This is a genomic window from Amycolatopsis sp. NPDC034160 (assembly GCF_055575355.1).
Genome location: NZ_JBVISU010000008.1, coordinates 206,288 through 227,638, shown reverse-complemented (window position 1 = coordinate 227,638; position 21,351 = coordinate 206,288). Strand labels below are relative to the sequence as shown.

The 21,351-nt window shown below is 68.3% G+C and carries 17 protein-coding genes; 8 read left to right on the top strand and 9 right to left on the bottom strand.

Going from position 1 to position 21,351, the window contains the following annotated elements; genetic code table 11:
• Positions 1-27: 27 nt before the first annotated feature.
• Positions 28-1,212, top strand: a complete 1,185-nt coding sequence (locus tag ACZ54P_RS18925) for a S8 family serine peptidase (protein WP_465462831.1) — start codon at positions 28-30, stop codon at positions 1,210-1,212.
• 63 nt (positions 1,213-1,275) lie between these two features.
• Here ACZ54P_RS18925 and ACZ54P_RS18920 read toward each other — a convergent pair whose 3' ends face one another.
• The 6 genes from ACZ54P_RS18920 to ACZ54P_RS18895 all read right to left on the bottom strand — a co-directional run bounded on the left by ACZ54P_RS18920 (position 1,276) and on the right by ACZ54P_RS18895 (position 5,529).
• Positions 1,276-1,653 (bottom strand): hypothetical protein, encoded by a 378-nt coding sequence (locus ACZ54P_RS18920; protein WP_465462830.1) that lies wholly within the window; start codon positions 1,651-1,653, stop codon positions 1,276-1,278.
• 10 nt (positions 1,654-1,663) lie between these two features.
• Entirely contained in the window at positions 1,664-3,010 is a 1,347-nt protein-coding gene (locus ACZ54P_RS18915) for an alpha/beta hydrolase (protein WP_465462909.1), read from the bottom strand.
• Between the two features lie 29 nt (positions 3,011-3,039).
• Entirely contained in the window at positions 3,040-4,353 is a 1,314-nt protein-coding gene (locus ACZ54P_RS18910) for a WXG100 family type VII secretion target (protein WP_465462829.1), read from the bottom strand.
• Positions 4,350-4,754, bottom strand: coding sequence for a hypothetical protein (locus tag ACZ54P_RS18905; protein ID WP_465462828.1), 405 nt, complete (start codon positions 4,752-4,754; stop codon positions 4,350-4,352). The genes ACZ54P_RS18910 and ACZ54P_RS18905 overlap by 4 nt, the downstream gene beginning before the upstream one ends.
• A 109-nt stretch (positions 4,755-4,863) precedes the next feature.
• Complete coding sequence (locus ACZ54P_RS18900; protein WP_005155348.1) at positions 4,864-5,166, bottom strand: hypothetical protein; 303 nt, start codon at positions 5,164-5,166, stop codon at positions 4,864-4,866.
• 21 nt (positions 5,167-5,187) lie between these two features.
• Positions 5,188-5,529, bottom strand: coding sequence for a WXG100 family type VII secretion target (locus tag ACZ54P_RS18895; protein WP_073848466.1), 342 nt, complete (start codon positions 5,527-5,529; stop codon positions 5,188-5,190).
• 229 nt (positions 5,530-5,758) lie between these two features.
• Between ACZ54P_RS18895 and ACZ54P_RS18890 the strand changes: the two genes are divergently transcribed.
• Positions 5,759-6,712: a hypothetical protein gene (locus tag ACZ54P_RS18890; RefSeq protein WP_465462827.1), complete on the top strand. Its 954-nt coding sequence runs from the start codon at positions 5,759-5,761 to the stop codon at positions 6,710-6,712.
• 79 nt (positions 6,713-6,791) lie between these two features.
• Positions 6,792-7,583: a hypothetical protein gene (locus ACZ54P_RS18885; RefSeq protein WP_465462826.1), complete on the top strand. Its 792-nt coding sequence runs from the start codon at positions 6,792-6,794 to the stop codon at positions 7,581-7,583.
• 88 nt (positions 7,584-7,671) lie between these two features.
• On the opposite strand, the gene ACZ54P_RS18880 is transcribed toward ACZ54P_RS18885, so the two are convergent.
• The gene (locus ACZ54P_RS18880) at positions 7,672-8,370 is read right to left on the bottom strand and encodes a S1 family peptidase (protein ID WP_465462908.1); all 699 of its coding nucleotides are present in this window, start codon (positions 8,368-8,370) and stop codon (positions 7,672-7,674) included.
• A gap of 282 nt (positions 8,371-8,652) precedes the next feature.
• Here ACZ54P_RS18880 and cpt point away from each other — a divergent pair, with 282 nt between their 5' ends.
• Positions 8,653-9,252: a chloramphenicol phosphotransferase CPT gene (cpt, locus tag ACZ54P_RS18875; protein WP_465462825.1), complete on the top strand. Its 600-nt coding sequence runs from the start codon at positions 8,653-8,655 to the stop codon at positions 9,250-9,252.
• Positions 9,253-9,412: 160 nt separating this feature from the next.
• Here the strand turns inward: cpt and ACZ54P_RS18870 are convergent, their stop codons facing one another.
• Positions 9,413-10,450 (bottom strand): HNH endonuclease signature motif containing protein, encoded by a 1,038-nt coding sequence (locus tag ACZ54P_RS18870; RefSeq protein WP_465462907.1) that lies wholly within the window; start codon positions 10,448-10,450, stop codon positions 9,413-9,415.
• A gap of 1,311 nt (positions 10,451-11,761) precedes the next feature.
• Here ACZ54P_RS18870 and ACZ54P_RS18865 point away from each other — a divergent pair.
• Positions 11,762-14,368, top strand: coding sequence for a DNRLRE domain-containing protein (locus ACZ54P_RS18865; protein WP_465462824.1), 2,607 nt, complete (start codon positions 11,762-11,764; stop codon positions 14,366-14,368).
• Positions 14,369-14,518: 150 nt separating this feature from the next.
• Positions 14,519-15,370 carry an aminoglycoside phosphotransferase family protein gene (locus ACZ54P_RS18860; protein WP_465462823.1) on the top strand — a complete coding sequence of 284 codons (852 nt, stop codon included), beginning with the start codon at positions 14,519-14,521 and terminating at the stop codon, positions 15,368-15,370.
• Positions 15,371-15,372: 2 nt separating this feature from the next.
• Here ACZ54P_RS18860 and eccCa read toward each other — a convergent pair whose 3' ends face one another.
• Positions 15,373-19,314 (bottom strand): type VII secretion protein EccCa, encoded by a 3,942-nt coding sequence (gene eccCa, locus ACZ54P_RS18855; RefSeq protein ID WP_465462822.1) that lies wholly within the window; start codon positions 19,312-19,314, stop codon positions 15,373-15,375.
• Positions 19,315-19,469: 155 nt separating this feature from the next.
• Between eccCa and ACZ54P_RS18850 the strand changes: the two genes are divergently transcribed.
• Together ACZ54P_RS18850 and ACZ54P_RS18845 are read left to right on the top strand one after the other, a co-directional pair.
• Positions 19,470-20,246 (top strand): WXG100 family type VII secretion target, encoded by a 777-nt coding sequence (locus tag ACZ54P_RS18850; RefSeq protein WP_061983182.1) that lies wholly within the window; start codon positions 19,470-19,472, stop codon positions 20,244-20,246.
• 26 nt (positions 20,247-20,272) lie between these two features.
• Complete coding sequence (locus ACZ54P_RS18845; protein ID WP_465462821.1) at positions 20,273-21,337, top strand: hypothetical protein; 1,065 nt, start codon at positions 20,273-20,275, stop codon at positions 21,335-21,337.
• Positions 21,338-21,351: the final 14 nt, after the last annotated feature.

The window sequence follows — 21,351 nt, the reverse complement described above, 5'->3', positions numbered from 1 at the left end:
CTTGTGTGACAAGGGAATTCTGGAGGAATGGTGGGCTTTGCCGGTAAAAGTGCCGTCGCGGGAAGCGCCCTGTCCGTGGGAGCACTCAGCGTGGTACTGCTGGGCGCACCCGTCCCGGCGACGGCGGTCGCCGAGCAGTGCGCGAACCCGACGGGCACCTACACCGCCGCCGTTCCATGGGGACAACGGCTGATCGATCCCGCGCGGGTCTGGCCGCTTTCGCGCGGCACCGGCCAGCTGGTCGCGGTGATCGGCACCGGCGTGGACGGCGGCAACCGCCAGTTCGCTTCCGGACAGCTCGTCGGCGGACAGGGCACCGCGACCGACGACTGCGACGGCCGGGGCACGATCGCCGCCGGCATCGTCGGCGCCCAACCGGATCCGTCCACGACGTTCGCCGGGATCGCACCCGGGGTGAAGCTCCTGCCGCTCCGCTACACGCAGGTGAACGGCGGTGGCGACCCAGGCCAGCTCGCGTCCGCCATCGAGACCGCGCTGAACCGCGGCGCCGGGATCATCCTGATCGCCGTCCCGGCCGCTTCGGACAGTCCCGCGCTGACCGGCGCGGTGTCGCGCGCCAGGGAGAAAGGCGCGCTGATCGTCTCGCCCGCCGCGGGCACGCAGCAGGGCCAGACGTCCTACCCCACCGCGACGCCCGGCGTCCTCGCGGTGGGTTCGACCAACCAGACAGGCGAGGCCGTGCAGACGGAATCCGGCTCCTATCTGGGGATCTCCGCACCCGGCGCCGAGCTGGTCAGCACGTCGGCCGGAGCGGGCGGGACCGTGGCGCACCGATGGCCGGTGAGCGATCCCAGCCTGGCCGCCGCGCACGTCGCGGGCGTCGCCGCGCTCGTCCGCGCGTATCACCCCGAGTTGTCGCCCGAACAGGTCGTCACCCGGCTGACCTTGACCGCGCACCGCGGCCCGAGCGGCGGCCACGATCCGCGCCGGGGCTGGGGTTCGATCGACGCCTACGCCGCCGTTTCCGCCGTCATCCCGGCTGGTACGCCGGGGCCGGGAGGGCCGCCGAGTGTCGGCCCGGAGACCGTCGTCGTCCCGGCGGCCGCACCCGCCCGCGGAGGCGCGGACAAGGTTTCCGGTGTACTCGCCATCGCCGGGGTGGCCGCCGCCGTCGCGGCGGGCGTGGTGGTGGCGGCGGTCCGGCGCGGCAAGCGCCGGGGCTGGCGGCCTTCGCGTTTCCGTGCCTCGTGAGCGGCAGCGGCGTACTGGGGGACACCACTGCCGCTCACGAGGTCTTTCGCGACCCCCGGGGTCCTAGGGGACGGATACGCAGGCTGTCGAGCCCACGATGGCCACGCCGTCACCGACGCGGGAGACATGCACGTTGAAGTCGGCGCCGTCACGGCTGAACTGGGCGATCAGCTCACGCGGATTGCTGCGGTCGCGCGTCCGCCAGCCCTGACCTTCCAACATGGGCAGGACGACGTCGACGAGTTTGCGGACCGCGTCGGAGGCGTCGTCGACGCGAAGACCGTACTGCCGGCAGAAAACCCGCCCCGGCTGGGTCGGATCGCAGTCCAGTTCGCCGTCCACGGTGCGCTCCGCGCTGGTACCGAAGGTGCCCGCGACGCCGTCGATGACCGCTGTCAGCTCCTCGGCCAGCCGGTCGAGTTCGGTGCTCCCGGTGATCATTCCCCACCCCTCACAGGCCTCGGCCCACGCCTTCGACGGCCATCTCACGCAGCGAGCCGCCGGTGAAGCCCTCGTGCGTGACCGGTCCGCCCGTGAGCACACCGTAGATGTTGTTCCACGAATCCGAACCGGGTTTGAGCACACCGCTGTGGGAATCCATACCCCACTGCAGATCGCCGTTCGCGTCCCGGCCGGTTTCCAGTTCGACGACGCCGGGGAAGCGGTCGGGGTCCGCTCCGTGCCCGGCGCCGAGCCCTTCGATCAGTCCCGCGTTGCCCTGCGCGACCACGATCGGATCGAGGGGGGCCGTCATGGAATACCGCTGCACCCCGGCCTGGCTCGCCGGAAGGTCGTCCGGGCGCCAGATCCCGTGGCCCATCCCCGCGGACTCGACGTGCAGCACCTGGTCGGCCTTGAGCCCGAGCTGCTCCGCGAGCCCCACGGTGGCGCCGCCGTAACTGTGCCCGACGGCGGTGACGACCACGCCGGGACCAGCGTGGCTGTCGATCTGCCCGCGCAGCTCGTCGCCGAAAGCCTTGAGTTCGGGGGCCATCGTCTGCGCGTAATGCGCGGCCGGTCCTTCGGTGATGACGTTCTGGGGGAAGACGCCGTCGGCCCAGACCACCATCGCGGTCCGCCCGGTGGCGTCCGCGGCGACCAGGCTCGTGCCGAGGTCGGCGTAGCTCTGGAAGTTGCCGAACGAGGTGTTGACGCCGGGGACGAACAGACCGACGTTGCGGGTGCCGGGCTCGATTCTGCCGACCAGTTCGGCGATACGCCCGTTGCCCGCCGGGTCGAACCGCAGAATCTGCCGGTCGTTGGCGAGGATGTCTTCGTACAGCGCGATCCTGGTGCGCGCGTTCGCGATGTCGTCGACTTTTCCGCCGTGCGCCAAGAGATTCGCGAGCCTGTCACGTTCCGCCGTCAGCGCGTCGGAGACCTTGACGCGATTCCGGGCGATCGCCGTGGCCCACTGCCCGGTGTCCGCCGCGCCACCGATACCCGCCGGATTCCCGGCTTTGGGCAAGGGATTCTCCGGCATCAGCGCCCGGTAGGAGGCGGCGACCTGGACGTCGGCGCGCCGATAGCCGCCCGCCGCCGCGGTGAGTCCCTGGTGGATCACCGTCGCCTTGGTGAGCTGCCCGTCCAGTTTGCCCGCGACGTCCTTGATCGTCTTGGTGAACGTCGCCGAAGCCGCGTTGGACGCCGAAACCTTGCCGAACGCGGCGGCGGGGACGTTCTCACCCGCCAGCGCGGTCTGCGCGGTCTTGAGCACGCCGGCGCGCTGTTCGAGTTCGGCCGCCGCCGCTTCGAGCCTGGCGGGGGCGACCCGGTAACCGCCCGCACTGGATGCCATCACCGAGCCGCCTCTCCTGTTTCAGGGAATCAGTACTGTTCGGGTTCTTCGCCGAGCACGGCCGGAGCGACCGGGGCCGACTGGCCCCAGACGTTCTCGGTCTCCACGAGCCACGGCGGGATCCGCCGTCCGGAGCCGAGGTCGCCGCCCGCGCCCATGCCCATCGGCATCATGGGCATCATCGGCATCGCGCCCTTGGCCGCCGCCGCGCCCGCGGCACCGGCGGCTCCGCCCGCCAAACCGCTCATCGCGCTGCCCGCGCCGCCATCGCCGGCCAGGCCGGAGAACGCGGCCGGTGCCTCGCCGGGACCGGAGAACCCGCCGCCGCCGGCGCCGATCGCGCCACCGTCCAGCGACGGCGCGCCGCCACCGCCGATCGGGATGCCACCCCCGGCACCGCCCGCGGTCGCGCCAGTGCCCGCACCAGCGCCTCCGCCGACGACCTCGCCGTCTTTCTTGTCCTCTTTGGGATTCTTGCCGGTCGCCCAGCCGGGTACGCGCGGCATGATCGACCCGAACCGGCCGAACGCGGCGGCCGAGGCCGCGGCGAGACCGGCGGTGAACATGTCGCCGAACAACGGGTTCGACTTGCCGGGCTGGCCAGGCTGTCCCGTGGTGGGCGGTGTCGCGCCGTCCGACGGCAACGGGTGCGTGTTGTCGCCCGGCACGACGCCGACACCGGGCGTTCCGCCGACGTTGTTGCCGACAGAGCCGCCGCCAGGGGCGGTGCCGCCACCGGTGACCGGGGGCGCGGACACGGCGTTCGGCGAGGCCGGAATGGACTCCTCGGTCGCGGTGTATTCGCCCGCGAGCTGGGTCATCACCACGATCGCCTTGCTGTGCGCCGCGCTGGCCGCCCCCGCCGCCTGCTGCTGGGCTTCGACGTTCGCGATCGCCTGCTGCCGCTGCTGGGCGGCGTTGATGATCGTCGCCGGTGACGAATCCGGGGGCAGCAGCGGCGGATTGACCGCGAGCGCCACGTCGGCCGGGGAAACGTCCGGCACCGCGACCGGCGGCGGCATCTCCTTCTTGGCCTTCACCAGCGCGTCCGCCGCGTCCTCGAGAAGGTTGTTCATCGCGAGCGCGGTCTGGGCGACCTTGCGGATTCCGCCGACCAGGTCGGTGATCATCGTGTGGTACTTGTCGGCGGCGCCGCCGGTCCAGCTGCCGGAGAACTCCTTGAGCTCGCCGGTGAGGTTCTCGGCCTGTTCGAACAGGCCGGATCCCGTCGACTGCCATTTGTGAGCCGCGTGGCGCGCCGTGTTGGGGTCACCCGCCTGCAGCATCGCGTAGAGCTGCTGGTGGGAATAGGCGGCGAAGTTCGTGTGCGCGGTGTCGGTCATCCCTTGTTACCCCCGCCCTGAGAACCGCCAGTGCCCCCGAGGACTCCGCCGAGCACGTTGAGCAACGGATCGAGCAACCCGGTCTGCTGGCCGGCGTGGTTCATGTCACCCGCCACCGACTCGTCGGCGGCCGCGTAGCCGTCGGCGACGGTCGTGGTGACCTCCTGCGCGAAGGTGATCGCGCCCTTGACCTGATCCAGCAGGCCCTGCATCTCGGCGACCGCCGCCTGATGCGCCTTGGTGAGGGAGCCCGCCTCCCCGAACTCGCCGAACAACAGCGGCTGTTCGCTCAGGGTCAGCAGGAAGTCGTTCGGCTTCGACATCGCGTGGATCTGGGTCTCCAGTTCCCGCACGAAGTCCTTCAGAGATTCCAAATGGACGTAGTACGACTGGTCTTGCATTGATCCCGGCTCTCTCGTGATCGGCCATGCCATCGAAGGACGACTACGCGCGAAGCCGGCCGGCCGGTGCCGAGGGGGGTGAAAGCACCGGCCGGCCGACGGATGGGGATCAGCCGGCGAACAGGCCCTGGTTGCGGTTCTCCAGGCTGTGCTGGAGATCGTGGGCGTCGCCGACCTTGCCGCCGAACTGCGCGATGATCGCCACGATGTCCGCGGTGGCCTGACGCAGGCGGGTTTCGGACGCGCGGGCCGCCTCACCGGCGGAGCTGCCGGAGGCGTACCAGGTCTGGGTGATCGGCTGCAGGTTCGTGTGCAGCTGTTCGAGCTGTGAGGTGAGCGCCTTGGCCTTGGCGGCCAGCGAGGCCGAGCTGTGCTGCAGCGCGGCGAAGTTGATTTCGACGACGTCAGCCATGATTGGTGGTCCTCTCGCGGATCAGGGGTTCAGCCGGTGGATCACGGTCTGGTCGACGGTTCCGCTGACCCCGGTCAGGCTTTCCCGGACCTGCTCGTCACCCGAGTTGTAGTTCCGGTTGCTTTCGTGGACAAGGCGCGACATCGTGTTGAGCTCGTTCACGGCGATGGTCATCTTCTCCTGCAGACGGCGCTGCAGATCCCAGAACGCGACCGCCTGGTCACCCTTGTAGTTGTGCAGGGTCTGGGTCAGCTCGCTCTCCAAGCTGGCCATCGTGGTCTTGGCGTTCGACGCGGTTTCCTCGAACCCCTGGACGGCGCGCGCCATCGCAGCTGCGTCTGCCTGATATCCCGTACCGGTCATTGATGGGCCACCTCCTCTCATCTCGCTGGAAATCCCGGTGAGCACCAGGGCGCCCCTGTCTGCTCTTGTGAAGGACACGCTAGAAAAGAGGGGAGTGCGGTCAAACGGCACAACTGCCGGTCGGGGTGACGGCACTATTACCCACAGGTCGGCGGTAGGGCTTTCCCCACCCCCGATCCGGGGGAGTACGCCAGTGTCTCCGGAAGGGCCCACCGGCACCCTCGAATCCATGGTGGACAAGGGATCCAGGACAGTACTGCACCGGCCGCTGATGATCTTGGCGACGGCGATGGCGGTACTCGGGGTGATCGCGCTCGGCGGCCTCGTTTTCGACGATCGCAGCCTCGTCAACGCGCCCATCTGGCTCAAGCCGCTCAAGTTCACGATTTCCGTGGGCCTCTACGCGGTGACACTGGCCTGGCTGATCGGGCAGCTGACCCGCGGTCGCCGGATCGGCTGGTGGCTCGGCACGGTGTTCGCGGTCGGCCTCGGCCTGGACATGGTGTTGCTGTTCTGGCAGATCATCGTCCGCGGCCGGACATTGCACTTCAACCAGGCGACACCGACCGACCAGTGGATCAACAACATGGTCGCGAACGGCGCCTTCATCGGCTGGGGAGCGACCGCGGCGATCGCGATTCTCCTGTTGTTCCAGCGTCTTCCCGACCGGGCGATGAACACCGCGTTACGCGCGGGTGCCGCGTTGTCGGTGGTGGGTATCGGGATCGCGCTGCTGATGTTCGGCCCGAACGAGCAGCAGAAGGCTCAGTTCCGGGCAGGGGAGCGGCCGTCGATCGTCGGCGCCCACGCGGTCGGGGTACCCGATGGCGGGCCAGGACTGCCGGTGGTCGGCTGGAGCACCGTGGGCGGGGACATGCGGATCCCGCATTTCTTCGGGATCCACGCGATCCAGGTACTGCCTCTGGTCGCTTTCGGACTGCTCGTGCTCGCCCGGAGGCATCCGGTGCTCGAATCGGACTTCGTGCGACGGAATCTGGTTCGGACCGCGTCCGTGGGGTTCGCCGGACTGCTGGCACTGCTCACCTGGCAGGCGCAGCGGGGGCAGTCCATCGTGCACCCCGACTTCTGGACGCTGGTCGCGGGCGCCGGGATCGTGGCCGTCGTGGCGGCCGGTTCGATGCTTTCGCTCCGGGCGCGGCGGCCTATGCACCAGCTGGCGTGATCTTCACCGTACCTCCACGAAATCCACTCGGGACTTCCATCGGGATCGGATAGCTTTCGGGGCGATAAAGGGGGTATACGTGCGCAAGACACGTACTTTTCGGCGAATTCCGGGCAGACGCGCGGGCATCGTGCTCACCGCCGCGGCGGTGCTGACCGGCGGGGTGGCGTGCTCGTCGGCTTCGCCTGAAGCGAATGGCACGGCGGGTGCTTCAGCGGCTACCTCAGCGGCGCCCGAGGTGTTCGGCCCGGCGGGATATCGCGGCCTCACCCCGGGGATGGCCAAGGACGCCGCGCTGGCGGGTGGAAAGCTCGCCTCGGCACCGACGTCCACTTTGGATGGTTGTGTCGACTTCTCCTACGCCGGAGGCCCGGCACCCGACCCGGCGCGGATGAAGGCGGAGGCCGACGTCGAGGCGAAGGCCAAGGAGCTGAACAAAAAAGCCGACGAGTTGCAGGCGAATCCGGACCAAAAGCCGGTCTCGTCCGCGGCGGACAGTGCCAAGGCCGCGGAGAAGGACGCCGCAGACGCCAAGCTGTACGCCGACGCCGCGATGGCGTCGGCGGATCTCGCGACCAAGCGGGAAGAACGCGACAAGTTGTTCGTCACCGCCGGGGGTGCGTCGTTCGGCAAGGACGGGTTGCGCGAACTCGCGGCTCCTTCGGATACCAAGACGGCCGAAGGGATCGGCGCAGGTTCGTCGTTGAACGAACTGAAGACCGCTTACGACACCGAGGGGATGAAGGCGGGCGACGACGGCCGGTTCCAGGTCCCTGTCGACGGGAAACCGGACTGGGTCTACGAGTTCACCGTCAACGGTGACAAGGTCGGCTCGGTGTCGCTGGTCAACCCGAAGTCGAAGTGCGCCTGAACTTCGTGCGCGAGGAAAGGGCCGTTCGTTCGTTCTTGAACGGCCCTCTCCCGTGTTTCAGGCTGCTCGTGTTTCAGGCCCTGTGGTGTCAGACTCCCGCGGTGGTGCGGATCCAGCTGCGGCTGGCCGCGACGCTGGCGTAGTTCTGGGTGCCCTGCGGGTTCGTGCCGGAGTTGCTGCCGGTGGAGCAGACGCCGACCTGGACCCCGCCCGAGAGCTGCGGGCCGCCCGAGTCGCCGTGCCAAGCCGAACCGTTGACGCCGACGCTCGCGATGGCCTGGCCACCGTAGGCGTCGCTGCTGGTTCCGGTGATGCGGACATTGGCCGTCTTCAAGACACTCGACGGCGGGTTGGTGCCCTGCGTGCGACCCCAGCCGTAGATCTGGTTGGTGGTGCCGGTGGCCGGGTTCGCGGTGCCGAGCTTCATGTACGTCGTGTTGACCGCCGTCGTGAGGTGCAGCAGCGCGATGTCACCGCTCGGGGCGGCCTTCTGCTGGTCGACGTCGGCCTCGGTGCCCTGGCCCAGGTTGACGTTTCCGACCTTGACGTGCATGCCCGGCTTGTTGAGGCAGTGCTTCGCGGTGAGGACCCACTGCGGGGCGATGATGGTGCCGGAGCAGTTGAAACCGCCGAACGCGGTGGCGTCGTCCCAGTAGATCTGGGCGCCCCACGGCGCGGAACTCACGGTGCCGCCCCCGATGATGTCCTGGCCCGCGTTCGCGGCAGGGGTTACGGCAAGGGTCAAGGCCGCGGCGGCACCGACCACCGCTGCGACGATCTTGGACATACGCATGAATACGCCCTTCGGCCTGCTTCGGGGAGTCCGTTTCGACTTGAAACGGTTTCACCAAGTTAGGCGGCGGTAAGGGTTTTCGTAACCTACCGAAGTCGGTAACCGTTGCGAGGAAAGTAGTGGGCCGTCCGAGTGGGACAGCCGCTTCGGCGGCGGAATCTCAAGAATGGCCGGTCCCGGGGCTTTTGACGTGGACGTCCGTTGTATCCGTTTCATTGTGACCCGCCCATTCCGTGCTTCGGGGTTCGGAAGGGGTTGTCGCTCTAGGGTGTCCGGGTGACGACTCGGGTGATCGTGCTGAACGGTGGGTCCAGTTCGGGTAAGTCCGGGATCGCCCGGTGCCTGCAGAAGGTGCTGCCGGATCCTTGGCTCACGCTCGGGGTGGACACCCTGATCGACGCGATGCCTCCTTTGTCCGATGGGATCTCCTTCGCCGCGGATGGCGGGGTGGGGGTCGGCGCTGGTTTCCGGCGTCTCGAGGACGCGTGGATGGCCGGTGTCGCGGCCATGGTGCGGGCGGGTGCGCGGGTCATCATCGATGACGCGTTCCTGGGTGGTGCGGAGTCGCAGCGCCGGTGGCGGCTGGCGTTGGACGGGCTCGAGGTGCTCTGGGTCGGCGTCCGGTGCGACGGTGCGGTGGCCGCCGGCCGGGAGGTGGCGCGAGGGGATCGGGTCGAGGGTATGGCCGAGTCGCAGGCCGAGGTGGTGCACCGCGGTGTGGTTTATGACCTCGAGGTGGACACAGGGACGGCTGAGGCGTTGGTCTGCGCTCGGAAGATCGCCTCGCGGGTGAGTGAGGACGACGGCGGGAACCCGGCCACGACCACCGACGCCGGCGGTCGTCCCGCCGAACCGGTTGCCGAGGAAGGTTTCTGACGCGCGACGGGGCTTACTCGATGGCCGTAGCGCTTGGCTCATCGCCGGGTCAGGCGGCTGCTTCGGCTGGACTGTTCTCGCCGACGGGGGTCACGGTCTACCTCCGTCGCTATGTCGTCCGCTGAGTCCTTTTTGGACGTCGCGCCCGCGGAAAGCCGAGTCAGTCCGATGTGTCGTCGTCTTCGGATGGCCGGCGCGGATCGTGAAGCGGTTCCGGCGCCGCTTCGTAGGTGTGTCCGCAGGGGGTGGTGATGGTCATGCCGCCGTTGCCGGTGGGGTTGATCGACCAGCCGGGTTCTTCTTTGAGCATGTTGTGGATCTTGCAGGCGCTGTGGCAGTTGTGGCGATCGGTCTTCCCGCCGCGAGCCCAGTTGACGAGGTGGTCGATTTCGGAGAACTCGGCGGGACGGTGGCAGCCGGGGTGGGTGCATTCCCGATCCCGTGCCTTGATCAACCGCGCCAGCGAGGCCGGTGATCGATACCGGTCAGCGCCTGCTTCGAGGAGTTGCCCGGAGGCGGGGTTGGTGATCAGGCGCGACCAGGTCGAGTCCGGGTCTGAGGCGATCTCCCGCACCAGCCAGTCCGGGACCGGCCCGTACCCGGCCAGGTGTGCGGGATCCTTACGCGCGCCGATCAAGGTCAGGAAATCCACGTAGACGTGGATGTGCGCACGAGGCTTTCCGCGGCCGTCTTCGGCGAGCAGTCGCTCGGCGAACACATCGGCACGATGCTGCTCAAGGGTGCGGGACTTGTCCTGCGCCCGGCGTTCTCGGGCAGCGCGGACCAACGAGGCGTAAATGGAACTGGCGACCTCGACGGGGAGATGGCCGGACAGGGTGGACATGGTCTCGTCGTCATGTTTCAGCGAGACATGTCTCAAGGCGCGTTTCTTCGCCGCTCGTTCCCGATAGCCGTCGGGGTCGAACTTCTGCACCGCGTAACTCACCGAACTGCGAATCGCCGTCGGATCGCGATCGGCCAGCCGCTTGACCAACCATTCGTCCACCTGCGCGGCGACCTCGTCCGACACTTCCCTGGTCAGCTGCGTGACCTTGGAAGCCTTGTACAGGTCGATATCGCCTTTCTCCAGTGCTGCCAACGTGTTCGGCAATCGCGCTACCAGGGCGCACGAGGTTTCGACGAGCAGGAACGCTTGATTGCGGGAGACCGAGAAGCATAACGCCACCTCCTCGGTCACCGATCTTCGCGAACCGCCCACTGCGGCGAAATCGGCTAACGCGCGCACTTGGCGGCCCTGCGCCTGACGAAGCAGAACCTCTTCGTCGAACGCGGTGCCAAGAAGGCGAGCGGCTTTCGGATTATAAACAAGAGTTTGGGTCATGCCGATGATCATACTCGAACGTGAGTTCGATCACCACCGAGTTCGGTGACCGGATTTACGCGGAGAGTGAACGGTGAAAAATCACGCTATCTGCCACTTCGGGAGGGTCGAAGGTTCCGCGGTCGATGGCGTGTTCGAGCCGAAGCGGAGAAGGTGACGAGATTCAATCCACTGGTAGCAGCTTCGGCTTGACCCCTACAAAGGTGCAGGTACGAGGGTGGTCACAGGACGACCTCGTACCCTTGCGCGACATGGTGCGTGACGCGAGTCTTGTCGCGCTCGGTGCCTCGACCCGTTACACGCACGAGCCTTCGTCATTTCCCATCGAATACCGAGGTTCCTCGTCGAGGAGCCGGGCTTCCCCTCCTTAGTGCTCGAAGGTGACGACGCGACGAGCGTTGCCGGCCAACGCAAGGTCATTCGGGCGGCCCGCGGAACTCCTCGATGTCGTTGGCCGGATGCGTCGCCACAACCAGCGGTATCCGGCCTATCCGGTCAGCGTCGCCAACACGGCCGAGGGTGTCCGGCACATCGAGCCCCAGCTTGAAGTCTCGGTGACGGCGAAAAACACTTGGCTCAGAACGCGATTCGGTGGCACAAGCACGCCGGACACAAGATCGTCCACCGGGGTGGCATGACGCCTATGGTCAACGGCGCGTCACGCACCATCCCCGGGAGGCCGCCGGCCGTCCACCGCAGTGCAGTGCCGGTAGTCACCTGCGTGAGCACTTCGGCTCCGGCTACTTTCCTGTGGGGCTGACCTTCCATCACGGCTTGACGTCTGCTGCTGGATCTGCGTGTCGCGAGTCCGGCCGGCGAAGCGCCGGTTGGTCGGCCCCGGCGATGATGCCGCTCACCACCTGACCGGCAGTCTCGGCGAATGGGTCGATGTCAACGCCCACTGCCAGGAAGTGACGCGGCCGAACATGCTGGACGGTGCTGCCGGTCCCGGCATCCTCGATGAGCGCACCCCACTTTTGGTCTCACAGCGGCAGGACACGACCCGACCCGCACCCCGCACGCCGCAAATCGATGACGCTTTCCCAAACAGGCACTGAGCTGTGTCGTTCTCCCGCCAGTGAAGCGCCTGTGCGCGGGCTGAACCCTAGGGCAACCAATCCTCCCCTTCGGGCGTGTACGTCCTGCATGCAACAAGGGAGGCCCAGCATGACCTTACGAAGATCACTGACGTTGCTCACCGTCGCGCTCGCCGTCGCGCAAACCGTCACAGGTGGCGCGACGGCGACGGCGGAAACCGCTGGTCGACAGCGTTCCGAGGTGACGCTGTCCGCGACGTCCTGGGGGCACGTCGACTCGGCGACACCGACCACCGCCTACTTCAAGCCATCCGGCAACTCGCCGATCGGCACCTGGGACAACACGCCGCACCGCCAACGCTCGTACGTGAATTTCGACCTGAGCTCGTTGCGGGGTGCGCCGTTCACGACGGTGCTGCTGTCGGCCGGCGAGACGCACTACGTCGGCTGCGACAGCCGCGCCACCGAGGTGTGGCGGACCTCCGCCTACACCAAGCAGTCGACCTGGCAGAACCGTCCGGCGGAGCGGACACGGGTAGCGTCCAGAGGCGCCGACGGCACCTGTATCGACAACGACGCCACGTTCGACGTCACCAGTGCGGTGCGGGACGCGGTCGACCACAAGGTCCGTAACCTCACGCTGGGCTTCCGCGTCGCCGAAGCCCACGAGGCGGACCCGGCGTTCTATCGGCTGATCGAGGCCCCGGCAACGCTGCGGGTGGTCAACAACGCGCCGCCCGCGACGCCGACCGACCTCCGCACCAACGACGAACCCTGTGCCAAGGACGGCACCGGAGCGCTGGTGAGCCGTCAGCTGAAGCTGAGCGCACAGGTGTCCGACCCGGACGGTGACTCCACGTCCGGGCAGTTCACCTGGTGGCCGGTGGCGAACCCGTCGCAACGCCACACGGGTACCGGGCCGGGCAACCCCGCCGCGGTGTACCCGGACACCTCGGCCCTCGCCGACGGCACCTACGCGTGGGAGGTGTACGCACAGGACAGCTGGGGTTCGAAGTCGTCCACCGCGGCCCCGTGCCGGTTCACCGTCGACCGCACGGATCCGAACGCACCTGCCGTCGTCTCCGCGACGTACCCGGAGGGCAACGAGGGCGGCGGAGTCGGTGTGGCGGGCGAGTTCACCTTTTCTCCCAACGGTTCCACCGACGTCGTGCGGTACGACTACAACTTCGGCGCGGACACGCGGGAGATCGCCGCAGGCCCCGACGGCACGGCCACCGTCAGCTTCACGCCAACGGCCAACGGCTGGCAGTCGGTGGTCGTACGGGCTTGGGACCGGGCGGGCAACCTCTCGCTCAGCACCTTCTACTCGTTCATCGTCAAGGAGACGCGGCCGACGGTCACGTCCGGCCGCTACCCGCCGCAGGGCGGCCCGGACGGCGGCATCGGCGTGCCGGGCGTGTTCCGGTTCGCGCCGGGGATGCCGAACGTCGTGGGGTACGACTACCGGCTGGACGGCGGCGCGTCCGCCACGGTCATGGCCGGCGAGGACGGCGTCGCCGAGGTGACGATCACGCCGGCCACCGGTGGTGAGCACGTGCTGTTCGTGCGCAGCACCGACACCTCGGGCGTGAAATCGCCGGAACGGGAATACCGATTCCTCGTCGATGCGTCACCGGTGGTGAGCGGGCCCGAAAACGTCGACCTGGGCACGTCGGCCACGTATACGGCAAAACCGAGAATGCCGAACGTCGTCGAGTACGACTACTGGTTCGCGAGTGCCGAGAGTACGAAGTGGACGGTCAAGGCGAACGCCGACGGAACCGCCACGCTGCCGGTCGAATTCACCTCAGCCGACCAGAACCTGCTGCGGGTCCAGGCCCGCGACGCGTCCGGCGGGCTGACCCCGGTGACGGAGAAACGGTTGTCGCTCAACACCTGGCGACCGGCGATCGGCCACGTCGGCGACATCGGGACGGAGGGCAAAGGCGCCACGTTCACCTTCACCACCCCCATGCCGAACGCCGTGGAGTTCGAGTACTGGCTGACGGCGGACCCGGCGACCAGGTGGACCGCGCCGGTCAGCGGGAACACCGCGACGGTGAGCTACACCCCACCGAAGATCGGCGACTACGAGATGGTGGTGCGCGCGAGGAACACGGCGGGCGTGTGGTCGTCGACGGGCAACATCACGTGGAGGGTGACGAACGATCCGACGGTGACCTCGAAGGAGTTCCAGGCGAACGGGCGGGTGTTCCCCGGCAGCTTCACGTTCGAAGCCCGCCAGCCGGGCGCGATGGCGTTCGAGTACTCGTTCGACTGGGGTCCGTTCCAGCGGACAGCCGCTCAGAACGGGCGCGCCGAGCTGGCGTGGACTCCACCGCTGCCACCGGAAGGCTCGGCCTATCACAACCTGCGGGTGCGTACGGTGACCGCCGACAACGTCTCCTCGCAGGAGAACATGTACTACTTCAACATATTGAGCGCGCCGTACGTGTCGTCCAAGGAATACCCGGAAAGCACCTGGTCGGGCGGCGCCGGTGTGCCGGGGACGTTCACCTTCACGCCGGGTATGCCGGGCATCGTCTCGTACACCTACTCCGTCCGGAACGACCGGGGTGCCGTGACAGAGGACCTCACGGTGCCGGCGGATAGTGCGGGTGCGGGGACGATGACGTGGACTCCACCGAACCGAGGTATCTACTCGGTTCACGTGCGGGGCAACACGGCCGACGGCACCAGGTCGGGTGGCATCGGCTACTCGGTGTACGTCAACTGACCGCGTGACCGGCGGCCCCGCTCCCACCAGGGAACGGGGCCGCCTGCTGGCATCCCACGCGGCGACGCTATCGGGCGAGTCGAACCGCCCGAATGGGAGTCCGGCGGGCAAGCTGGCGAGGTGAACATGGAAGAAGTCAGCGCGAGGTTAGTGAGTCGCTTCGGTCCCGACGCCGAGGGTTGGCTCGCCGAAGTCCCCGATCTCGGCGCGAAACTGGCTTCTCGATGGGGTTTCGCGCTCGGGGAGATGTTCGACAGTGGAGCTTCCTCCGTCGTCCTGCGCTGTCGATGGCCGGACGGGACCCCGGCTGTCCTCAAGCTCAGTCTGGATCGGGAAGTGGTGGCCAGGCAGGAGGAGATGCTGCGGATCTTCGCGTCCTCGCGACGGACGCCCGCCGTCTTGGCCGCGGACGCGGAGGCCGGGGCGATGGTGCTGGAGGAGGTGCTGCCCGGCACCATCGCCGAAGACCTGCCGCGAGAGTCCCTGCCACAGCGCTGGGGCGAGTTGCTGACCGCGCTGCACACCGTGCCCCTGCCCGAGGAGTGGCCGTGGGATTTGCGTGGCCGGTTCGACGAGGCCTTCGCCCGGATCGGCGGAAGGCTGTCCGATCCGGTCATCGGTGCCCGGATCGGCCAAGCCGACTGGCGACGGTCGATCCAGCGCTGCGAGCGCTTGCTGGACACGCAAACGACACGGGTGTTGCTGCACGGCGACCTACACCTCGGCAACGTGCTGGACGGCGGCCCGGAACGCGGACTGATCGCGATCGATCCCAAGGCCTGCGTGGGCGATCCGTGCTTCGACGCCGTCGACTACGTGGTCGCCGGTGCCGGGCACGAAGGTGTCGAGACCCGTTGTCAGCAGGTGGCGGCAGCGTGCGGGCTCGACGGCGACCGGTTGTTCGCCTGGAGCCGGGTGATCGCCCCGATGTTCGCCATCGCGCACCTCACCTACGGCGGTCCAGAACAGGCGCTCGACGAACTACTCGCCCTGACCCGGTGAACTCAATCCTCCACCGGCTTCGTCCAAGCCACCTGGACCAGCCCCGTCCCGTGCCGCCGTGAGACCAGCACCCCGCGCCCGGCGGGCTGCGGTTCCGGCTTCACGTCCCCGAGCAGCGCGCCTTCCTCACGCGACCCGGACATCACGATCCCCGGCGATCCCAGCTCGCGGATCCGTTGCAGCACAGGCTCGAACAGCGAACGTCCGGCGCCGCCGCTGCCGCGCGCGACGACGAGGTGAAGCCCGATGTCGCGTGCCTGCGGCAGGAACTCCAGCAGCGGCTGCAGCGGGTTCCGGCCCACGGTCGCGACCATTTCGTAGTCGTCGACGAGGACGAACAGCTCCGGTCCCCGCCACCACGATCGGTTCCGCAACTGCTCCGGCGTGACGTCCGCGCCGGGAAGCCGGTTCCGCATGGCCTGCTGGCACTGGTCGATCAACCCGGTCAACGCGGTCTCGGAACCCGCGTAGCCCAGCAGGTGCGATTCCGCCACCGCGCCGAGCATCCCTCGCCGGTAGTCGGCGACCACGATCGCCGCCTCCTCCGGCGAATACTTCGCGGTGATGCCGTGCGCGATCGCGCGCAGGAGCGAACTCTTGCCGGATTCCACGTCGCCGAACGCCACGAAGTGCGGTTCCGTCGCGAAATCGAGGTACACCGGCCGCAGATTCGATTCCGCGATGCCGAGGGTGACCTGTTTGCGTGGCCCCGCCTCCAGCGAGTCGAGCGGGATCTCGGGCGGAAGCAGCCGCACGGACGGCGCGGGCTGTCCTTTCCAGGCAGCGGAAATCCGCCGGTTCAGGTCCAGCCCGCCTGCGCCGACGGTCTCCGGTCGCTGATCCGAATCGATCCGCGGGAGCGCCGCGAGAAAGTGCAGTCTGTCCGCCGTCAGCCCGCGGCCCGGCTTGTCCGCCGGGACGTTCTGCGCGATCTTGCGGTCGATCAGCGAATCCGCGGGTTCGCCGAGCCGCAGTTCGAACTTGGTGCCGATGGCGTCACGCAGCGGCGCCCGCATGCCCATCCACTGGTTGATCGAGACGACGACGTGGATCCCGAAACCGAGCCCTCGTGACGCCAGGCTGGTGATCTGCTCCTCCAGCTGTTCGTATTCCTGCCGGATCGTGGTCCAGTTGTCCACGAACAGGAAAACGTCGCCGAATTCCCTGCCTTCGGTGCTTTCGCGGAATTCCGAGCGCCGCTGGCGGAACGCGGTGATCGACTCGATCCCGTTGGCGGAGAAGAACTCCTCACGCTGTTCGAGCAAGGTCGTCAGTTCCGCGACGACCCGGCGGCAGCGCTGGGGGTCGCGCCGCGTCGCGTAGCCGGACACGTGCGGCAGCCCGGCGATCGGTGCCAGCGCGCCACCGCCCATGTCCAGGACGAACAGCTGGACTTCTTCCGGAGTATGGGTGAGCGCGAGCATCGCGGCGATGTCACGCATCAGGGTGCTCTTGCCGCTCTGCGGCGCCCCGACGATCAGCGCGTGCCCGGCGGCACCGGAGAAATCGGCCCACAGCATGTCGCGCCGCTGTTCGAACGGCTTGTCCACCAAGGCGACCGGGATCATCAGCTTGCCGTTGCCGCCCCAGCCCAGCGGACACAGACCGCGTGCGGGATCCTCGCCGAGCGGCGGCAGCAACTGGTCCAGCGTGGGTGGCTCGGCCAGCGGCGGAAGCCAGATCTGATGCGCTTCCGGGCCTTTGCCTTCGAGACGCGAGAGCATCGCCCCGATGATCGTTTCGCCGGTGCCTTTTTCCACCGGTTCTTCCGCCTCGACGGTCACCGGGATCTCCACCGGCGCCAGCGTGAACGGCATCAAGCCCAGGGTCTGCCCGTCCTTGCGTACGATCTTGCTGCGCGGCGGAAGCTCACCCGACACGTACGCGGCCTTGAGCCGGATGAGAGTGTCGTTGTCGGACTTCAGATACGCCGAACCCGGCACGGGCGGAAGCTGGTAGGCGTCCGCGACACCGAGCACCGCGCGGCTTTCCGACGCGGAGAACGTCCGCAGGCCGATGCGGTACGACAGGTGGGAATCCAGTCCGCGCAGCCGTCCCTCCTCCAGTCGCTGCGACGCCAGCAGCAGATGGATCCCGAGACTCCGCCCCAGCCGCCCGATCGCGACGAAGAGATCGATGAATTCCGGCCGCGAGGACAGCAGTTCGCTGAATTCGTCGATGATCACCAGCAACGACGGCAGCGGCCGCAGGTTGACGCCGGATTCCCTGGCCTTTTCGTAATCCCGCACCGACGCGTAGTTCCCCGCCGCGTGCAGGAGCTCCTGACGCCGCAGCAGTTCGCCGTTCAGCGCGTCCGCCATGCGGTCGACCAGCGCGAGATCGTCGGACAGGTTGGTGATGACGGCGCAGGTGTGGGGCAGTCCGGTCATCCCCGCGAACGTCGCACCGCCCTTGAAGTCGATGAGCGCGAGGTTGAGCTTCTCCGAGGAATGCGTGACGGCGAGCGCGGTGACCAGTGTCCGCAGCAGTTCGCTCTTCCCGGATCCGGTCGCGCCGATGACCAGCCCGTGCGGGCCCATCCCGCCTTCCGCCGACTCCTTGAGGTCCAGGTCGACGGGCCTGCCTTCGGGGTTGACACCGAGCGGGATCCGCAACCGGTCACGGGCCGAACGCGGTGCCCAGGTGACCGCGGTGTCGGTGTCACGCGGGTCGCCGATGCCGAGGAGCCCGGCCAGCCCGAAAGTCGCCGACATCGGCGCTTCGCTGACCACCGCCGCCCCTTGGAACAGCGGGGTGAGCATCCGGGCGAGCGCTTCGGCGGCCCCGCGGTCCAAGGTGTCCGGTGTGCCGAGGAAACCGAGCCGCTGCTCGGTGCCGTCACCGACGACCATCCCGAGTTGTTCCGGGCTCGTGTGCAGGCTGAGTATCCGTTCGGACGACGCCGAGCGCGGCTGCTCCGTGCCGATCTCCACCACCGTGACACCGAGCCTGCCCTCCTCGGCGACGAGCCGGGAGTCCCCGAGGGTGTGCCCGCCGTCCACGATCACGACGACCTGCGGCAGGTCCAGCCGGGATTCCGGCCGCCGGGTGAACGCGGGCCGGTCACCGAGGTCGGGGCCGAGCAGGTCGGCGAGCTTGCCGGAGTCGGCGTCGACGAGCCGCCGCGGACCGGCGGCGTCGGCGGCGGTGGAGGCGACGTGCGGCAGCCACTTCGCCCATTCCCAGTCGTGCAACCGGTCGTCCTTGACGCACAGCGCGATCCGCAGGTCGCCGGGTGAGTGGAAGGTCGCGAGCTGGGTCAGCAGCGCCCGCGCGGTCCCGAGCGTGTCCGGGCGGCGGCCGGAGAGCATGACCCGCGCGAACGACCGCAGCGAGACCGCGACCGGGAGTCCGTCGACCGTCGAGTAAGTGCGGATGAAGTGCTTGAGGTTCGTCGAACACACCGGGTCGAGGTCTTCGAGCGGCACGGTCTGCGGCGCCTTCAACGGCGTCGCGAGCCGCTGCGGCCCCGTCCCGATACGCACCTGCCCGAACTGCGAGTCGGATCGGCGGCGATCCCACAGCCTGCCGGTTTCGATGTACGCCCACAGATCGGCCGGATCCGGCTGCAACGCCGTCATGGCCGCGCGCTGGTTGTCCGCGATGTCGCGGACCTGGCCGCGCAGACCGGTCAGATACCGTTGGTAGTCCCGGCGTTCCTCGTTGATCTGCGCCTTCTTCGCCGCGCCGCCGCGACCGAGCGACATCACGACCATGCCCGCCATCGCGGTGAGGAACAACGCGCCGAAGATGTAGGTCATCACGCCGCCGTCGCGTCCGATGTAGACGAACGACATGGCACCCATGCCGAGCATCATCGGCATGAACATCAGCAGCTGCATGGCTCCGCCGCCAGCGCCTTTCGGCAGCATCGGCGGGGACTGCAGGACGATTTCACCGGGCTGCTCGCCCAGGGCCGGCAGGCGGTCGCGAGTGGTGCTCATCAGGGTCTTTCTGGCCGCTTGTGGGTAATCCTGCCGATCATTCTGGCCACTCGTGCCGCCCTCGCGGTGGGTACTTTTGCCGTCCGCTCGCGTCTGGTGACGAACTTACGCTGCTGGCACAGGCGCAGACGTGGGGGAACGAGAGAAGGAGAACCATGGTCGGCACGGGCGAGTACCGGGCGGAGCCCGAGGCCATGCGCTCGGCGGTCGGGAACCTGGGCGGCATCATCATGCAGGGCATCAACGTCGTCGCCGACCTCGAGCGCACCGTACTGCAGCCGACGTCGTTCGCCACGTTCGGCAGCGCGGTGGCGGCGGCCAACGCGGCCATGCAGAGCCAGCAGGTGGTCGCCGTCCGCACCCTCCTGCAACTGCTGCAGCAGATCAACGGCTTCATCAAGAGCAGCGCCGACGCCTACCAGGCCGCCGACGAGGCGGTCGCGGGTGGGTACGGCGGCCGTCCGGCGGGCGGGGCCGGGTCGGGGTCGTCGATCTGGGGGAATTCGCACGCTTCCGAACTCGCGACGCTGGCCATCAACGACAGCGCCGGCGCGAACGGGGAGCCGTCGTCGGTCGGCAACGTCCTGCGCTACCTGGGGGACGCGCGGCTCGGGCAGCTCGGTGACCACCCGATCACCGACGCGCGGTTCCAGGGTGTGTCGGACTTCAACGACTGGCTGGCCGGCGACGCCGACAACCAGGCGCGAGTCGGGGTCATCGAGGTGTACGCGGGTACGGCGCGCAACTTCGGCGACGTTCCCGGTGGGGTGCACAGCGGTGACGTCGTCGTGGTCGAACCGCTCCTGTTCTCCGACAGCAAGCCGATCATCGCCATCGCCGGAGAAGGCGGGCTGCTCTACAACCACGGAATCGTCGAAGCGGACATCAACGGCCTGGCGAAGGTCAGCGTGTACCGCCCGGCGTCCGTCTGAACTTCCGGCCTGAGGAGCGAGGTTCCATGCTGACTTACCCGAATTCCAGCGCGATGGACGCCACGGCGTCCTCGGGCGGGCCGATCACCATCCTGCCGCAGATCCTCACCGGGCAGCCGGAGCAGATCGCGAAGCACGTGCTCGAGGTGCTCAAGAAGGCCAACGAGTTCCTCACCATGTACAACGAGGTGACGAAGGCCGCCGAACAGCTGGGCAAGGTCTGGTCCGGTGGCGCGTCCGACTCGGCGCTGAAGAAGATCACCGACTCCCTGAACTCGCTCAACAAGATCATCCAGGTCGTGCAGAAGGGCGCCGAACTGCTCGGCGTCGCCGGGACGCTGATCAAGACCGCCCAGGCGGCCTACAAAGCGGTGGTCTCGGCGGTGAACCCGACGGTCGCGGGCCTGATGTCGAATCCGTGGACCTATGGTGCGGCCGTCGCGCTTTCCACCGCCACCAGTGCCTCGCTGCGCGCGTTCATCACCGCGATCGGCGCGCTGCTGAAGGCGCTCGGCGTCGTCGACCTCGCGAACCAGATCACCCAGATCGCCACCATCATCGGCGAAGTCCAGAAACTGTTCGGACACAACGACTCCGGCAATCCTTCCGCGGGCAACGCGGCCGTCTCCGGTACGCCGGTCACCAGCCCGCAGGCGCCGGGTTCGGTCGCCAGCGGTGCGGGGCAGGCCGCGATCGGCGGCACCGGTGGCGGCGCGGGCGGCGCTTCCGGTGGTGGTTCGGGCGGTGGTTCGACGCCGGGGGAGACGCCGCCGTTCACCCAGTACCGGCCGCCCGCCTTGGGCGGCAACGGCTCCCAGGGCAACTGGCCGGGTGGCGCGGACGCCTGGATTCCGGTGGACAGACCCTCCGGCGGCGGCGCGGGTTCCGGTTCCACCGGCGGATCGCTGCCGGGCGCGGGCAACGGCAACCAGGTCACCATCACCACCGATCTGAGCACCGGTCGCTCCACGGTGCAGGCGCCGGGCGGGCAGGACATCGATATCGACATCGACATGAATTACGGCGGCAAGCACTTCGAGCAGCACATCGACATCGATGCGGGAGCTGACTCACCGGCGAAGGGCAGGTAGCCGTGTGGGGGAGC

What these genes read in the sequence shown, in the direction of transcription:
- ACZ54P_RS18925 (WP_465462831.1), top strand. Translation starts at nt 28, where the DNA reads ATGGTGGGCTTTGCCGGTAAAAGTGCCGTCGCGGGAAGCGCCCTGTCC.
- ACZ54P_RS18920 (WP_465462830.1), bottom strand. Translation starts at nt 1,653, where the DNA reads ATGATCACCGGGAGCACCGAACTCGACCGGCTGGCCGAGGAGCTGACA.
- ACZ54P_RS18915 (WP_465462909.1), bottom strand. Translation starts at nt 3,010, where the DNA reads ATGGCATCCAGTGCGGGCGGTTACCGGGTCGCCCCCGCCAGGCTCGAA.
- ACZ54P_RS18910 (WP_465462829.1), bottom strand. Translation starts at nt 4,353, where the DNA reads ATGACCGACACCGCGCACACGAACTTCGCCGCCTATTCCCACCAGCAG.
- ACZ54P_RS18905 (WP_465462828.1), bottom strand. Translation starts at nt 4,754, where the DNA reads ATGCAAGACCAGTCGTACTACGTCCATTTGGAATCTCTGAAGGACTTC.
- ACZ54P_RS18900 (WP_005155348.1), bottom strand. Translation starts at nt 5,166, where the DNA reads ATGGCTGACGTCGTCGAAATCAACTTCGCCGCGCTGCAGCACAGCTCG.
- ACZ54P_RS18895 (WP_073848466.1), bottom strand. Translation starts at nt 5,529, where the DNA reads ATGACCGGTACGGGATATCAGGCAGACGCAGCTGCGATGGCGCGCGCC.
- ACZ54P_RS18890 (WP_465462827.1), top strand. Translation starts at nt 5,759, where the DNA reads ATGGTGGACAAGGGATCCAGGACAGTACTGCACCGGCCGCTGATGATC.
- ACZ54P_RS18880 (WP_465462908.1), bottom strand. Translation starts at nt 8,370, where the DNA reads ATGTCCAAGATCGTCGCAGCGGTGGTCGGTGCCGCCGCGGCCTTGACC.
- ACZ54P_RS18865 (WP_465462824.1), top strand. Translation starts at nt 11,762, where the DNA reads ATGACCTTACGAAGATCACTGACGTTGCTCACCGTCGCGCTCGCCGTC.
- eccCa (WP_465462822.1), bottom strand. Translation starts at nt 19,314, where the DNA reads ATGAGCACCACTCGCGACCGCCTGCCGGCCCTGGGCGAGCAGCCCGGT.
- ACZ54P_RS18850 (WP_061983182.1), top strand. Translation starts at nt 19,470, where the DNA reads ATGGTCGGCACGGGCGAGTACCGGGCGGAGCCCGAGGCCATGCGCTCG.
- ACZ54P_RS18845 (WP_465462821.1), top strand. Translation starts at nt 20,273, where the DNA reads ATGCTGACTTACCCGAATTCCAGCGCGATGGACGCCACGGCGTCCTCG.